The organism is Acidicapsa borealis, assembly GCF_059115245.1.
Map to the genome: position 1 here is coordinate 1,394,089 of NZ_JCACNY010000001.1, position 14,904 is coordinate 1,408,992.

Genomic DNA, 14,904 nt, shown 5'->3' on the forward strand with positions numbered 1-14,904 from the left:
AATTCGGTCCCGTTATTAACAAACCTGTTGGCTGTTTGTAACAAACCACAAGCAAAGGATGCCGTAGATTGCCTAGCTGTAGTGGTTGTGCGCGAAAAGTGAGATTCCTGCACTCGCCGTGCCCGATTGTCAGTTCCTCCTATCCCCCAATCTCAGTCGCTTCATAGCCGTTTTAGTATTGAGCTCAGTATGCAAAAATCCCTCCCATTTCTCTCTCCTCTCAAATTCGTACTCTCCATAACACTGTTCTTCCCTTTTGCAATCGCGGGGTTCGCTCAAGTGGATCGCAGCTCATTGACCGGCACCGTGACTGATTCGACGGGTGGGTTGCTGGGACAAACGCACATCGCTGTCGTCGACAACGCCACTCAACTGCGGCGTGAAACGGTTTCGCACCAGGATGGACGATATGCAATTCCTGAACTTCCTGTCGGCAGATACACCATCACTTTCGATCATTCTGGCTTCAAAACGCTGACCTTCGTTGACGTGGAGCAGGTGATCGGCCGGACGCGTACACTCAACGCGACGTTACTGGTCTCAGGCGGTAACGAGCGCATAGAAGTCTCTGCCAGTTCGAAGTTGATCGACGGCAGCACCAGCGCGGTGACAGGCTTAATTGAGAGAACACAAGCTGACGAACTACCGCTGAATGGCCGCAACTGGGCGGCGCTCACAGCCTACGTTCCCGGCGCCATCGACACCGGCGGCAGCAATCAGCGGTCGATCCGGTTCGCTGGGCGCGGCCTCGACGACAGCAACTTCACCTATGACGGAGTGGATGCCACCAACATTGTGGGCCAGACGCAACGCACCTGGGCGCGTCTCTCCATTCCGCTCGACGCGATCGCGGAGTTCCGCGTCGATTCACAACTCGCAACCGCCGAGGAAGGCGCGACAGGCGGTGCTCAATTAGCCGTCACTTCGCTATCGGGTACGAACCACTTTCACGGACGCCTTTTTGAGTACCTGCGCAACGACTATTTTGACGCTCCCGAACCTCTCTGGGCATCGAACGGCGAATTGCAACAGCCTCTTCGTTTGAATCAGTTCGGCGGATCGCTGGGCGGACCGATTGTGCATGACAAGACCTTCTTTTACCTCACCTCTGAAGCCTACCGGCAGGTCTGGGGCTACCCGGTGAGCGGGGACGTACCGAGCGACGCTTTCAAAGCAACGGTTCCAAGCTCATCTCCGGTCTACGCGATCATCAACTCCTACCCCGGAGCAGGCCCGAGAACCAGTCTGATGCCCTACACGCCGGCCAATGACCCTGGTGATCCGAACTACCTAGACTATGACCTGCTGACCTGCTCATGCACACAAGTCGTCAACGAGAACTCGGCGATGCTACGGCTCGACCAACATTTCTCAGCGAGGACCACCGCTTTCATGCGCTTCAATTACGACCGGTCGGTCAACACGCAGCCGCTTTCTGCCTCCGCGACAGACTTGCAGCAGAGGGTAACCACGCCGGTCAATGGAACCCTTGAGTTGCTACACGTCTTTAATTCCAGCCTGGTCAATGAAGCCAAGTTTGGATTCAATCGGTCGACATCGAACACCTACAACTCAAGCAAAACAGGAACTATTTATCAGATTGCAGTTTCCACCGGACCCGGGCCGGGATTTGGCACGCAGAACTACGACTACAACAGCATCTATGTGGGCAACACCTTTTCGTACATCGACAATCTGACGTGGGTAAGAGGCAGACAAACCATCAAAGCGGGAGTCGAAGTCCGCCACATCCAACTGAATCAGAACTATGGGGAGCACGGCACGGTCACGTTCTCCAGCCTGCAGGCTCTTGCAGCGAACAAGGTGGCGAAAGCAAGCCTCTCCGGTGCTCTCCCTGTCAACGATTTGCGCAAGAACTGGATCGTCGGCTACGTCCAGGACGAGTTCAAGTTACAGTCCAACATTACTATGAATCTTGGCGTGCGGTACACCGTGTTTCAGATCTTCAATGAGGCTCACGGCAAAGCCAACCCATTCGATTTCGATACCTGCGGTCCTAAGGGTTTTTGTGGCGTCGGTGCAAGCTTCGGCCAGCAAAACTACGGCGACATAGATCCAAGGGTAGGGCTGGTCTGGTCGCCAATGGGAGTCGGCAAAACCGTCGTTCGCACCGGATTCGGCATCTACCACGAAGACGGCCAACTAGATGATCAGAATCTGCCCGCGAAAAACGAGATCCCATCTTACTCAGTCAAGAATGTCACCTACCCCGTTGACCCATACTTCACCGGCCCAGGAAAAATCTCGCCCAACGCCGAACAACGGGATCGTAAGGATACTTACGTTGAGCAGTGGGATCTTTCCGTGCAGCGCGAATTGCCTGCGAACTTCGTGACCACCATCTCCTACCTGGGAAGCCACGGCGTTCATCTGCTCGATACAAACGTCGTCAATCTGATCGATCCGACTACCGGCTTGGCGCCCTACCCGAACTTTGCCCCGGCTATCGCCTGGCGTGGCTCAATCGGCGCGAGCTCCTACAACAGCCTCGCCGTTTCGATGCGAAGGCCGTTCGCAAACGGGCTGCTGGTGGCGGCCAACTACGCCTATGCGCACGAGCTCGACAATGGCTCTAACGGAAGCGGAGACGGTGACGAGCTATCGCCGCAGAATGCACTTTGTCCCGCCTGCGATTGGGCCAGCGGTGCCTGGGACGCTCGGCATGTGGTCAACGGGAATGTGGTCTATGAGCTTCCCTTTGGCATTGGCAAGCCGATGCTGCACGATCGCGGGATTGCCAGCGCCATCGTGGGCAACTGGCAACTGACCACAACGGCGCTGGCGCGCACCGGCTTTCCCGTCAACGTGCTTTTGCCAAGCAGCTACGTTGCGCCCGATGGAAACTCTGGCACGCAACGTCCTGACCTGGTGCCGGGCGTCTCGCTTACACCGCCCGGCGGAAGGACGGTCGCACAGTGGATTAATCCCGCGGCCTTCGCTCTTCCAGCCGGAGAGTTCGGCGACGCGCCTCGTAACCTGGTTCGCGGTCCCGGCACGTGGCAGATAGATTTGGGCGCGGCCAAAACGTTCGTTTTCAAAGAACGCGCGCAGTTGGAGTTCCGCTCGGAGTTCTATAACATCTTCAATCATCCGCAGTTAGGCCAGCCGCAATCCACCTTCAATCCCGCTAAGCCCGCAGGCTTCGGCAGCATCATCAATACGGTAAACCTGAACACGGCCATCATCTCCCCAATAACCCCTGTCGGCTCAGGAACGCCACGTGAAATGCAGTTCGCCCTGCGTCTGCAGTTCTAGCGCAGCTCAGCTCCAGGAACAAGCACCCGAGGCATTCCATGATGAGAAGACGATCGTTTTTGAGTATGGCTCCGATATTGCTTCTAGCTCCGGCCGAACTTTGGCCGCAGCCGGACCCGGACTTCTCTGGCACGTGGAAGCTAAGCGGCGAGCGCTGCACGCCGAAGCGGTCAAGCAACACCACGTTGCGCATCGATCACAACGATCCTCACCTGACCGTGGAGACCACCATCGTTCGCATCACTGGCGAGGCGCGGCACGCAGTGCAGCACTACACCACCGACGGCAAAGTCTCCGTGCCTTGGCGGAAACATCCAAGGGTAGAGTAGCTGCAATCAATGCCGCTTTCGCGAATATAGAGATAAACCTTTTCATAACATCCTCCCGTCGAGCGGCCTTCGGCGGCTTCGCCTGACAACGCGAACTTACTGCGACCCTCAGGGCCGCCTCAACAAGAACTGGATCAGCGCGGAAATTCGTTCGATGATCGCGTGGCGTGAAGGAGTCCGCTCGAAACTCTGACGCTGCCTGTGTCACTTTGCCTGTTATCGAAAGGTCGAGTTTCATTGGAGCGAGCGTCTCCGACGCTTACCCATCTGGCTCACGCGCTCATCGGTCGATAAGACGCGCTCATTGTGAAAGAGTGGCGCAGGCCGTCTCTGACTCTGGATCATCGATTTGCTTGGCAGAGACACAAGGTGCCAAGCCTCAAGGAGTCGAACGATGAATCGCAGACAGTTCCTAAAGACCGGCGGAGTGTTGACGGCTGTCGCTGCAACTGGAGGTTCCTGGTACACCTACGATCATGGCGTCTTTAGCACAGCTAGAGGCGAGGCTTTTCGCGCGTGGGAGCATTGGCAGGCAGGAAACGGCCAGCAAACCTTACCGCTCGTCAGGGCAGCAATTCTTGCCGCGAGTCCGCACAATACGCAACCTTGGCGGTTTGAACTCACGGACTCCTCGGTCGCGCTCCACATGGACCGTAGCCGCAACGTAGGGAACCTGGATCCGTACCTTCGAGAGGAGTACCTCGGGATGGGTTGTGCGCTGGAAAATCTGATGCTGGCTGCGCCAGCTTGCGGCTATTCTGCGTCTGCGATCCTCGCGTACGGTAGCCTGACCGGCCGGCTCCCGAAACAAACTCTGGAACCTGTCGCTCGTGTCGTGGTTCAACCGGGCCCTCGCGAAGAGAGCGACCTCTATCGTGCCATTCCGCGCAGACACACCAACCGCAGTCCATACGATCCTGTACGACCCTTGCCTCCCGACTTCCTCGACGCATTGTCGCAGTTGCCAGGGGCCGACGATCCAGTCAAGATCTTCCTTTTCACGGAGAGTGGGCAACGAGAGAACATCGCGGGTGTGAGTTCCATAGCGAACGAGGTCCTTTACTCCGACGTAGATGTTGAAGCTGCGAGCGAACGTTGGATTCGGCTGCAGTGGAAACAGGTTCAAGTGCTGCGCGACGGACTCACCATTGATGCCTTTGGCCTGCCTCCACTCACGGCAGCGATTCTAAAGACGTTACCGATGCCGATCCTTCGCCCCCTCGTTGCAAGGGGACAAAAGTCGGGCTACAAGGAGAGAATGTTGACCGCTACGCACTGCGCGCACAGATCAATCCCCATTTTCTTTTCAACTCGCTGAACACAATCGCAGACCTCGTCGTTACCAGTCCGGCGGATGCGGAAAGAATGACGCTCCGCCTCGCGAGTGTCTTCCGTCATGTTCTTCGTCAAAGCGACCGTCAACTCATAAGCCTGCGCGAAGAATTCGAGTTTCTGAGGAACTATGCCCTGATTGAACAGGAGCGGTTCGGAAAGCGGCTTAGCGTGAACTTTATGCTCGCTCCTGAGGCTGCGGACGCAGTGATCCCGACGCTGCTGCTCCAGCCGCTTCTAGAAAACTCGGTCAAGCATGGCATCTCTCCAAAGCAGAACGGCGGTCGGGTAGATGTCCGTGCACATCGAGTGCATGATGCCATCGAGATCCAAATCGAAGATGACGGCGTTGGCTACCATCCCGGTCTAAGCCAAACCGGGTCCCGCTTTCCTGGCCAGGAGGAATCGAGCGGTGTGGGCCTGAAGAATACGGAGGCTCGCTTGAGAACAACCTATGGAGATCAGGCCTCGATTCAGGTTGACTCCGCCTCACCCGCCGGATGCAGAGTGTCAATCGTCATCCCAGCCAACGGAGGCTTTGCATGCGCTGTCTAATCGTCGATGACGAGACATCATCGCGTTCCCGGTTAAAGAGGCTGCTGAAATGCCATGACGACTTAGCGATCATCGGCGAAGCCGAGGATGGAGCTGCGGGTCTGGAGGCGATACTTCAGCAATCACCCGACCTCGTATTTCTGGATATTGAGATGCCGCAGTTGAATGGCATCCAGATGTTGAGAGCCTTGCCAGAAAGCAGTCCAATCCCACTGGTCATCTTCATCACGGGATACGACGAACACGCGCTTGCAGCATTCGAGGCGAATGCTCTCGCTTACCTGCTGAAACCGGTCGAAGAGGAACGTCTGTCATCTGCGCTTGATCGCGCACGTCTTCTCCTGACTAACGCGCGGGATAGGCAAACGGACGCGGACAATCTGCGGGATGTCGTTACCAGGCGACGCGCCCCGATGGACCGTATCGTAGGCAAGAAGCGTGATCGCTTCTATTTGCTTCGCCCCGATGAAATCGTGTTTTTCTCTGCGGAAGATGGGCTGGTCAAGGCTCACAGCCTGAAGGAGTCTTATACGGTAGACCTTCCGCTCAACGACCTGGAGAGCGACCTTTCGTCTCGCCAGTTCTTCCGCGCGAACCGTGCGGCTCTCATCAATCTCAACCGGATTCGCGAGATTCAGCCCTACTTTAGGAGCAGCTACATCATTCGGATGGCCGACGCTGAAAGTACCCAATTGCAGGTAAGCGAGCGGCAGGCCAAGCAACTCCGCTCCAGAGTTCCCGGATTATAAGGATCCTCAGTCCCCCGAATTGCATCCTCACGCGGCCCCGAACTCAACTTCTTTCGGGAGTAGCTATCGATCAAGTAGGCGGATCTGTGGAGGTGCGGAGAATCGGAGATCGGAGGAACCCAAAGAGTTGGAAGAGACGAGGCGAAAGCCATGACACAGATCGTGACACAAGCCTGAAAGGATTGAATACGGCGTGGCCTGTAAGTTATTGAAAATATTGGTCGGGGAGAGAGGATTCGAACCTCCGACCCCCTGCTCCCGAAGCAGGTGCTCTACCAGGCTGAGCCACTCCCCGAACATTATCAACTAGCTGCGTACCCAATCTGCCTGGCCTGGTCAAACATAGTCGAACAGCAGCAGGAACGCACTTCTGTAAGTGTACCAGAGAAGCCGCCTTTCTCTGAACCCTGCCCCTCTCGCGTCTCATCGATAATGAAACGATGACGTCGCGTGATCAGCTCGATCTCTCCGCCCACCACGTCCTCGACGGCGGCATGGCCTCCGAGCTGGAATTCCTCGGCTCCGACATCAGTGGCCCGCTCTGGTCCGCCCACGTCCTCGAGGCAGAGCCGGAGAAAATCCTCGCCGTCCATCGCGCTTACCTCGAAGCCGGGGCGGACATCCTGCTCACCGCCAGCTACCAGGTCTCCCACAAAGGCTACGCTGAGTTCGGTCTTGACCCAGCCCTTGCCGATGCCGCGCTCCTTCGCTCCGTCGAGATTGCAAAGCAGGCCAGAACCGAAGCCAGTGCCGAATTCGCCGACCGCAACATCCTCATCGCCGCCTCGCTCGGCCCCTACGGAGCAGCGCTGCACAACGGCGCCGAATACCACGGCAATTACGACTGCACGCACGCCGAACTGGTCGCATTCCACCGCTCCCGCATCGCCGTCCTCGTACAGAGCGAAGCAGACCTGCTCGCCTTCGAAACCCTGCCGTCGCTTCAAGAAGCCCGCGCCATCGGCGAAGCCCTTGAACCCTGGCCCAACATAGCCGCCTGGTTCTGCTTCAACGCCCCCGACAACCGCGCGCCGCAGTTGCAGGTGGCCCACGGCGAACTCCTCCGCGACTGCGCCACCGTCGCCGCCAGTTTTCCGCAGACGGTCGCCATCGGCCTTAACTGCACCCAGCCCCGCTGGCTCCCCATCCTGATTCCGGAACTCAAGGCGGCCAGCGACAAGCCAATCGTCCTCTACCCCAACTCCGGCGAAGGCTGGGACGCAGAAAACCGCTGCTGGATCGAGCAGCCCGATGCCTGCAGCACCAATCCCGCAGAGACCTTCGCCGAGCAGTCGAAGCAGTGGTTCGCCGCCGGAGCGCAGATCGTCGGCGGTTGCTGCCGGACGCGTCCAGCGCACATTCAAGCCGTCGCGGAAGCACTTCGTTAAGCATCAAAGGATGCGATACACGGTTAAGAGGGGGGAGGGGGTATTTATTCCCCATCATCCTTCCGTAAACCATTGATAGAAATAGAGCTAAGGAATGGTTGCCAGCTCGAATCTGTGCACGTTTGACGCACTTTTGTGCACGCAACAGTTACTGGTACGTTCAGTTCGAGGGGTGCATCTGCGGCTGATTGGTTGACGTGTCTCCATTATGCGCTTTTCGGGCATAATTCAACGCAATTCGGCTGTGGAAAAATCGTCTTAAACTTTCACCGGCGTGGACAGCAACTGCTTGGCAATCGTCATCAATTGCATATTCGAAGTGCCCTCGTAAATCTTTCCGATCTTGGCATCACGGAAGTATTTTTCTGCCGGGTAATCGCGCACATAACCGTTGCCCCCAAAGACTTCGACGCACTGGCTGGCCACGCGCTCGGCTACCTGCGAAACGTAGTACTTCACCATCGCCGCCTCGGTCACATAGGCCAGGCCCGCATCCTTGCGCCGGGCTGCGTTATAGACCATCAGCCGCGCCGCCTCGATCTCGGTCGCCATCTCCGCCAGGGTGAACTGCACCGCCTGAAACTCGGCGATCGGCTTGCCGAACTGTTTGCGCTGCTGCGCGTACCGAGCCGCGTGGTTCCACGCTCCCTGGGCGAGGCCGAGCATCTGCGCGCCAATGCCGATGCGCCCCTCGTTCAGCACTTCAATCGCGTACTTGTATCCCTTGCCTTCTTCGCCAAAAAGACTCGCAGCCGGAATCTCGCAATCCTCAAAGATCACCTCGCAGGTCGACGAGGCGCGAATCCCCAGCTTGTCCTCCTTGCGCCCGACCGTGAGCCCCTTCGTCCCGGCAGGGACCAGAAAGCCGGTAATGCCGCGATACCCAGCCTCAGGGTTGAGATTGGCGAAGACCAGAAACAGCCCAGCCTCGCGCGCATTGCTGATCCACAGCTTGCGCCCATTCAGCTTGTACCCGGCCCCGGTCTTCGTGGCGCGCGTCTCCATGGCAAACGCATCCGACCCCGACCCCGCCTCACTCAGCGCATACGAACAGACCACGCCTTCAGCCATCTTCGGCAGCCACTCCTGCTGCTGCGCCTCACTGCCCCAGCGCCGGATGGAGTTGACGCACAGCGTATTCTGAATATCGATGACCAGAGCGACCGCCGCATCCACAGCGGAGATCGCCTCGACGGCCAGGATCGCGTCAAAGAAGCTGCCGCCCGCCCCGCCCAGCTCTTCCGGAATCTCAATGCCCATCAGCCCCAGCTCAGCCATCTTGGCGATCAGCCCCGGAGCATACTTCTGCTCCTCATCCATCGAGCGCACCAGCGGCGAAATCACCTCCGCCGCAAACCGCCGCACCGTGGCCTGAAATAGCCGCTCATCCTCACTCAACTCGGTCAACGAACGCATCGCCGCATCCTGCTTCAACACTGACAAAATCACCCTCCAGCGAAACTCGCAAAACAGCCTGGAAAACAGCTAAGGCTACCAGAGCGAACAGCCCGAATGCCAGCGCAGCACTGAGTAGACAATGGCCTATTTTGAAATTGTCGACAGGCAGGCGGGTCTCGCGGTCAACGTTATTCCCATAAGCCGACTTCCCATTTCTAAGTCGGCCTCGATGAGTGCCTCGGCAATTTCGCACTCGTTCAGCCGCTGCCCGAGACGTGCCCTAGACTTGCTCGCCGAGAATCAGGGGCACATAGCTTCGGACATCTTCCAGCAATTCCTCGCGAGTGATACCAACCTTGGCGCGAAGCTGCACACCCTGCAACAAGTCAACGAGTAAACGGCCTCGCACCTTAGCTGACGGGGTCCGAGTCAGCCGCCCCACCTTTATCTCCTGCTCGAAACGTTTCGCGAAAATATCAGCGGATGCCGTTAAACCCTTCGCGAGCCAGGAACGAATCTCCGTCACCCGATCCGAGTGTCCCAGCGCGGCGGCGGCCAACATGCAGCCGCTGCGAGCGTCGCCGGTAGCGGTGTTGACGGTAGCCTCGCAGAAGGTGGTCACGGCCTTGTGGATATCCGGCTCCGCCTGAAACGCTGCTATTTTCGGAGCCCCATAGATCAGCGCATAGCGCTCAACCGCCCTGAGCAGCAGAGTGGACTTGTCGCCGAAGGCCCGGTATAGCGCGGGTTTGGTGACGTTCACGGCGCGCGCGATCCGCTCCACGTCGACTCCTTCAAATCCATGCTCCCAAAACATCTCAACTGCGCGGTCGAGTGCTTCGTCGGGGATAAAGCCTTTTGGACGTCCCGGGGAACGCTTTGCAATATTAGTTACCATCGCGTACGAAACTCCTTGCATTGCATCTATGATTATCGTACTCTCGCGTATGTAACGCTGCAAGAAGCATAACGACAGGACTCGACAGGAGCAGGTTCAAACATTCGATTGCTCTCGTCAACGGTGCCACCTCCAGGGTCGGTCACGCCACAGCCCGCTTGCCCGCCGCCGAGCCGCGCTGAGCGGCCATCAACTGACTGTCGGATTGCTCCATTCCCCCAAGTAACTAACAACCCAAGAAGGAGAGACAAATGATCGAAAGTATCTTGATAACCGGAGCAAATGCTGGGCTCGGGAAAGAGACTGCCCGACAGTTCGCATTAAAACAAGAAACAAAAAAGGTAATTCTTCTTTGCAGAAATCGTGCGAGAGCAGAAGCAGCAAAAAAAGACCTAGAGGAGCAGACGGGGAGAAAGATTTTTTCAATTGTTATTGGAAATGTTGCAGATGCAGATTCCGTAAGAAAAGCCGTAGAGGAGATAAAGGAACCGATTGATTCGGTCGTTCTAAATGCAGGTGGCGTCATCGGGAAAAAGGCCGCGAACTCTACGCCTTCCGGCATGAATCAATTAGCTGCTACGAATATTTTAGGCAACGTGGTCCTCGTGGATGAGTTGATCCAACGGGACAAGTTAAGGAAGGCAGTTCTGGCAGTCAGTGCCGAAGCTGTTCCAGGCGTAAAGATGCTCGGAGTAAAGCGAGTTTCAATGAGCACTTCATCTGTCGATGAGTTTGCTGCTGTTCTTGATGGGTCATATTTCGGCAAGAAGTTCGTGGCATTGAATGCATACTCATATGTCAAGTATGCAGAAACCATGTGGGCGTTATCCATGGCCAGAAAGTACCCCAAGCTCAAGTTTGTTGCTGTGAGCCCAGGGAATACGAAAGGAACTCAGGCGGCAGACAGTCTTCCATCCCCAATGCGATTCATGCTGAACTATGTGATGATGCCTATCGTCTTCCCTTTGATGGGCGAAATGGTGCATACGCTGGACGTGGGAGCAAAACGCTTTGTAGATGCCATTTCGGATGACCGGTATAAAAGCGGCGTATTTTATGCCAGCAAAGAGGGTAAGTTGTCCGGCGACATGGTGGACCAGAGCACCTTCTTTACCGATTTGCAAAACACATCATTTCAAGATAACGCCCATGAGGCAATTCATCGTTTCACACATTAGGCGCTCGGATCCGAAGCCTTCGGACAATCCTGCGTCTCGGGCCAAAGGAAGCTGACGGGCGCGACTTAGGCACAGCGCCTAGTGTTCTCGACTGTCGACTTTAGGGCGATGTACGCATTGAGCACTCGCTCAACGGGTGTGGACGGGGTTAGTACCGAGAAACGCGCTTCTCGTCACTCAAACTCCTATCTGTCGTCCAGAGTTCGAAACGATCGATTCATTCTGACCCACTACCGTGAATTGTCAGAGATAGCTCAGCCCCCAGTCGCCGCCGCGCCTTCACCTGACCGAACCATCGGCAGGGCAGGTGCAGGGAGGGCGAGAATTACGGCCATCCACAACGCATCCACGACCGGGAGCTTATATCGCCAGTTCTCCGGAGGCTCAGAGTACTCATATCTATCACAATTTCAATCTGCTGAAGCCTGTCTCGCAGCCTGCTTCCTGCTCCGTGAAACAATGGGGATGAAAGCAAGTAGCCAGCAGTAAGGATAAAAATGTTCAAACCCCTCTCGCTCGCAGGCCTCGCCCTGCTCCTTTTCGCGCCCGTTGCATACTCCCAGCGCCTGCCGCAGACCGTGAAGCCCGAGCACTACGACCTGCGCCTCACGCCGGACCTCAAGGCCGCGACATTCACCGGCAAAGAGTCCATCGATGTTGCGCTCACCGCGCCGTCCGCAACCATCACGCTGAACTCCGCCGAGATCAAGTTCCAGAGCGTGACCACCACAGTGGATGGCAAGACCGTCACGGCCAAGGTCACAACCGACGAAGAGAAGCAGCAGGCCACCTTCGACTTTGGCCAGCAGTTGCCCGCCGGAAAGCTCAAGCTGAAGATCGACTACACCGGTATCCTCAACAACGAGCTGCGCGGCTTCTATCTCTCGAAGACAGCCAAGCGCAACTACGCCGTCACGCAGTTTGAATCGACGGATGCACGCCGCGCATTCCCCAGCTTTGATGAGCCTGCCTTCAAGTCCACCTTCTCCGTCACGCTGGTCGTCGACAAGAACGATACAGCCATCTCGAATACGAATATCGTTCATGATGCTGCGCAGCAAGGCGCCAAGCACGCCATCACCTTCGCGCCCACGCCGAAGATGTCCACCTATCTGCTGGCTTTCCTCGTAGGCGATTTCAAGTGCCTCAACGGCTCCAGCGACGGTACGCCGATCCGTGTTTGCGCTACGCCGGATCAGGTGCAGTATGGTGCGTTCGCTCTGAAAGCAACTGAATTTACGCTGCACTACTACAACACTTACTTCGGCATTAAGTATCCGATGCCTAAGCTCGACATGATTGCGCTGCCTGACTTCGAAGCCGGCGCCATGGAGAACTTTGGCGCCATCACGTACCGCGAGACTGACCTGCTGCTCGACTCCACGCATGCCTCGGTTGGTGCGCAGCGCAACGTCGCGCTCGTCGTAGCGCATGAGATGGCGCACCAGTGGTTTGGCGACATGGTGACCATGCAGTGGTGGGACAACATCTGGCTCAACGAAGGCTTTGCTACATGGATGGAGAACAAGCCCGTCGAAGCCTGGAAGCCTGAATGGAACATCCCGCAGGAGGTAGCGCTCGGCAATCAGGAGACGCTCGATCTTGATGCCGAGAAGACCACCCGCACCATTCGCGCCAAGGCCGATACACCCGATGAAATCAACGAGATGTTCGATGGCATCAGCTACGGTAAGGCCGGCGCTGTGCTGCTCATGGTGGAGCATTATCTCGGCAAGGAGACCTTCCGCCAGGGCGTGCATAACTATCTCGCTGCGCACCTGTTCGGCAATGCAACAGCGGAAGACTTCTGGTCCGCACAAACCGCGACAAGCCATAAGCCTATCGACAAGATTATGGATAGCTTTGTCTCGCAGCCCGGCGAGCCACTGCTTGTTCTTGACGCGGCCAATGGTGCCAATGTGTCGGTTGCACAGCGCCGGTTCTTCCTGAACGCGAATAACAAGCCGGACGTGGCGGAAGTGTGGACTGTCCCCGTCTGCTTCAAGCTCGGCGCGCAGGCTAATTGCGAAATACTCTCCGCCGCCCAGCAAACGCTGCCAGCCTCGGCCTCGACGTTCGTCTTCGCCAACGCATCGGGCAAAGGCTATTACCGCACCAGCTATCCGGCTGATATGTTCCGCGCCATCCTGCCGCATGTTGAGAGCGGCCTCACCGCTGAAGAGCGCATCAGCCTGCTCGGCGATCAATGGGCTCTTACCCGAGCTGATAGCGCTACGGTTACGTCGTATCTGGACCTGATCTCAACCGTGAAGAGTGACCCAACTCCCGAAGTGATCCAGGCAGTGACGGACAGCCTGCGCACCATCGACAACCGCATCGCCGCTACACCGGAAGAGCGTAAACAACTTGCAGCGTGGATCGCGCGCGAATTCGGTCCGGCGTTGAAGGCCACCGGTGAACCGCAAGCCTCGGACACCCCGGCAAAGAGGGAACTGCGCGCGAATCTGCTGACGTTGGTTGCAGGTCTCGGCAACGATCCTGCAGCTATCGCGCAGGCCAAAGCCATCACAGACCGCGGCCTGGCGGACAGTGCCAGCGTCGATCAGACTCTCTTCACAGTAGCCATCAACATTGCCGCAGCGAACGGCGATGCCTTGCTCTTTGACAAGCTGCAGAAGCTCAGTCTCGACGCGCCCAACCCACAGCAGCGCGGCCTCGGCTTGCGTGGTCTCGAACACTTCACTGACCCTGCGCTGGAAACGCGTGCGCTCGAATTTGCTGTGTCAGGACAGGTGCGCAATCAGGATGTGGCAGGGTTCCTATCGGTCGAATTGCGCAACATTGAAACGCGGGAGCTTGCATGGAAGTTCATGCAGCAGAACTGGGAGAAAGTTGCGGCTCAGCTCACCACTTCGAGCGGCGCCTACATCGTTGGATCAACCGGCAGCTTCTGCAGCGCGGATAAGCGGGATGAGGTCTCCGCCTTTTTTGCCTCGCATAAAGTAGCCGCGGCAGAGCGCACGTTGAAGATCAGTACCGATCAAATCAACGACTGCATCTCGCTGCGTTCGGCCCAGGAGCCGAACCTGAAGTCCTGGCTCGACAAGCAGTAAGCTATTTCGTAAGTAGGTCTGCGCGAGGGAGGCGGGAGTGGCCGAGAGGTTACGATGCATCTTGGACACTTCCGTCTTGGTCGCCGGCTTGCGTTCGCAGCTTGGAGCCAGCGCGGCTCTACTCCTTGAAGTAGCTGCGGCAAAGGTTCAAGTCGTCGCGAGTCCAGCACTCTTCCTCGAATATGAAGCAGTCCTCTACCGGGAGCATCTCGGGCTTGATCGGGACGTGCTGGACGGAGTCCTCGACGAACTGGCAAACCTCATCGAGCCGGTCGAAATTCACTTTGTCTGGAGACCTTTACTGATCGATCCAGGAGATGAGATGGTCATCGAAGCGGCAATCAATGGACACGCCGATGCGATTGTGACTCATAATAGAAGAGACTTTATTCCTGCGGCCGGGAAATTTGGATTGCAGGTTCTATCTCCTGCAGAAGTGCTGGAATTGCTCAGACGAAAAGAGGCAACGAAATGACGCGAACCTTCGAACTCCCGGAATCTCTCGTCAAACGTGCCGAGGAGCTGGCTCGCGAGGACGGCATTTCGCTTGACGCCTGGGTGACTTCCGCATTGGCGCAAAAGATCGGCGCCGTGGAAACTGCAGCAGAGTTCTTTCGTCGCCGAGCCGCTAAGTCTGGCAAGGGGCTCGAACACTATCTGCGCATGGCTCCCAATGATCCGCCCATGCCGGGCGACGAGCTACCGAAAGACTGGACTCGGCACTAAG

Annotated in this window: 12 protein-coding genes and 1 tRNA gene; 10 read left to right on the top strand and 3 right to left on the bottom strand. The window is 57.1% G+C overall.

The window, feature by feature from the left end; genetic code table 11:
• The first annotated feature begins 189 nt into the window (after window positions 1-189).
• The 5 genes from AC5S27_RS05520 (at window position 190) to AC5S27_RS05540 (ending at window position 6,241) form a co-directional block, all read left to right on the top strand.
• Window positions 190-3,276, top strand: coding sequence for a TonB-dependent receptor (locus tag AC5S27_RS05520; protein WP_493933565.1), 3,087 nt, complete (start codon window positions 190-192; stop codon window positions 3,274-3,276).
• A 65-nt stretch (window positions 3,277-3,341) separates the two neighbouring features.
• On the top strand, window positions 3,342-3,605 hold the full coding sequence (locus AC5S27_RS05525; protein ID WP_493933566.1) for a hypothetical protein: 264 nt from the start codon (window positions 3,342-3,344) through the stop codon (window positions 3,603-3,605).
• A 394-nt stretch (window positions 3,606-3,999) separates the two neighbouring features.
• A complete protein-coding gene (locus AC5S27_RS05530) occupies window positions 4,000-4,923 on the top strand; it encodes a twin-arginine translocation signal domain-containing protein (RefSeq protein WP_493933567.1) in 924 nt (307 codons plus the stop codon).
• A gap of 5 nt (window positions 4,924-4,928) precedes the next feature.
• Complete coding sequence (locus AC5S27_RS05535; protein WP_493937273.1) at window positions 4,929-5,492, top strand: sensor histidine kinase; 564 nt, start codon at window positions 4,929-4,931, stop codon at window positions 5,490-5,492.
• Window positions 5,480-6,241 (top strand): LytR/AlgR family response regulator transcription factor, encoded by a 762-nt coding sequence (locus AC5S27_RS05540; RefSeq protein WP_493933568.1) that lies wholly within the window; start codon window positions 5,480-5,482, stop codon window positions 6,239-6,241. Before AC5S27_RS05535 ends, AC5S27_RS05540 begins: the two co-directional genes overlap by 13 nt.
• 218 nt (window positions 6,242-6,459) lie before the next feature.
• Here AC5S27_RS05540 and AC5S27_RS05545 read toward each other — a convergent pair.
• Window positions 6,460-6,536: transfer RNA gene (locus AC5S27_RS05545), tRNA-Pro, on the bottom strand.
• 145 nt (window positions 6,537-6,681) lie between these two features.
• Here AC5S27_RS05545 and mmuM point away from each other — a divergent pair.
• Window positions 6,682-7,629, top strand: coding sequence for a homocysteine S-methyltransferase (gene mmuM / locus AC5S27_RS05550; RefSeq protein ID WP_493933569.1), 948 nt, complete (start codon window positions 6,682-6,684; stop codon window positions 7,627-7,629).
• 258 nt (window positions 7,630-7,887) lie between these two features.
• On the opposite strand, the gene AC5S27_RS05555 is transcribed toward mmuM, so the two are convergent.
• Together AC5S27_RS05555 and AC5S27_RS05560 are read right to left on the bottom strand one after the other, a co-directional pair.
• Window positions 7,888-9,066, bottom strand: coding sequence for an acyl-CoA dehydrogenase (locus AC5S27_RS05555; protein ID WP_493937274.1), 1,179 nt, complete (start codon window positions 9,064-9,066; stop codon window positions 7,888-7,890).
• A gap of 241 nt (window positions 9,067-9,307) precedes the next feature.
• Window positions 9,308-9,925 (bottom strand): TetR/AcrR family transcriptional regulator, encoded by a 618-nt coding sequence (locus AC5S27_RS05560; RefSeq protein WP_493933570.1) that lies wholly within the window; start codon window positions 9,923-9,925, stop codon window positions 9,308-9,310.
• A gap of 251 nt (window positions 9,926-10,176) precedes the next feature.
• Here AC5S27_RS05560 and AC5S27_RS05565 point away from each other — a divergent pair, with 251 nt between their 5' ends.
• The 4 genes from AC5S27_RS05565 (at window position 10,177) to AC5S27_RS05580 (ending at window position 14,903) form a co-directional block, all read left to right on the top strand.
• Window positions 10,177-11,103: an SDR family NAD(P)-dependent oxidoreductase gene (locus AC5S27_RS05565; RefSeq protein ID WP_493933571.1), complete on the top strand. Its 927-nt coding sequence runs from the start codon at window positions 10,177-10,179 to the stop codon at window positions 11,101-11,103.
• A 497-nt stretch (window positions 11,104-11,600) separates the two neighbouring features.
• Window positions 11,601-14,177 (top strand): M1 family metallopeptidase, encoded by a 2,577-nt coding sequence (locus AC5S27_RS05570; RefSeq protein WP_493933572.1) that lies wholly within the window; start codon window positions 11,601-11,603, stop codon window positions 14,175-14,177.
• Between the two features lie 61 nt (window positions 14,178-14,238).
• Window positions 14,239-14,652 carry a putative toxin-antitoxin system toxin component, PIN family gene (locus AC5S27_RS05575; RefSeq protein WP_493933573.1) on the top strand — a complete coding sequence of 138 codons (414 nt, stop codon included), beginning with the start codon at window positions 14,239-14,241 and terminating at the stop codon, window positions 14,650-14,652.
• Window positions 14,649-14,903 (top strand): hypothetical protein, encoded by a 255-nt coding sequence (locus AC5S27_RS05580; protein ID WP_493933574.1) that lies wholly within the window; start codon window positions 14,649-14,651, stop codon window positions 14,901-14,903. The genes AC5S27_RS05575 and AC5S27_RS05580 overlap by 4 nt, the downstream gene beginning before the upstream one ends.
• Window position 14,904: the final 1 nt, after the last annotated feature.

Bases quoted from the DNA above. Each gene is read 5' to 3' on its own strand.
- AC5S27_RS05520 (WP_493933565.1), top strand. From the start codon at position 190: ATGCAAAAATCCCTCCCATTTCTCTCTCCTCTCAAATTCGTACTCTCC.
- AC5S27_RS05525 (WP_493933566.1), top strand. From the start codon at position 3,342: ATGGCTCCGATATTGCTTCTAGCTCCGGCCGAACTTTGGCCGCAGCCG.
- AC5S27_RS05530 (WP_493933567.1), top strand. From the start codon at position 4,000: ATGAATCGCAGACAGTTCCTAAAGACCGGCGGAGTGTTGACGGCTGTC.
- AC5S27_RS05540 (WP_493933568.1), top strand. From the start codon at position 5,480: ATGCGCTGTCTAATCGTCGATGACGAGACATCATCGCGTTCCCGGTTA.
- mmuM (WP_493933569.1), top strand. From the start codon at position 6,682: ATGACGTCGCGTGATCAGCTCGATCTCTCCGCCCACCACGTCCTCGAC.
- AC5S27_RS05560 (WP_493933570.1), bottom strand. From the start codon at position 9,925: ATGGTAACTAATATTGCAAAGCGTTCCCCGGGACGTCCAAAAGGCTTT.
- AC5S27_RS05565 (WP_493933571.1), top strand. From the start codon at position 10,177: ATGATCGAAAGTATCTTGATAACCGGAGCAAATGCTGGGCTCGGGAAA.
- AC5S27_RS05570 (WP_493933572.1), top strand. From the start codon at position 11,601: ATGTTCAAACCCCTCTCGCTCGCAGGCCTCGCCCTGCTCCTTTTCGCG.
- AC5S27_RS05580 (WP_493933574.1), top strand. From the start codon at position 14,649: ATGACGCGAACCTTCGAACTCCCGGAATCTCTCGTCAAACGTGCCGAG.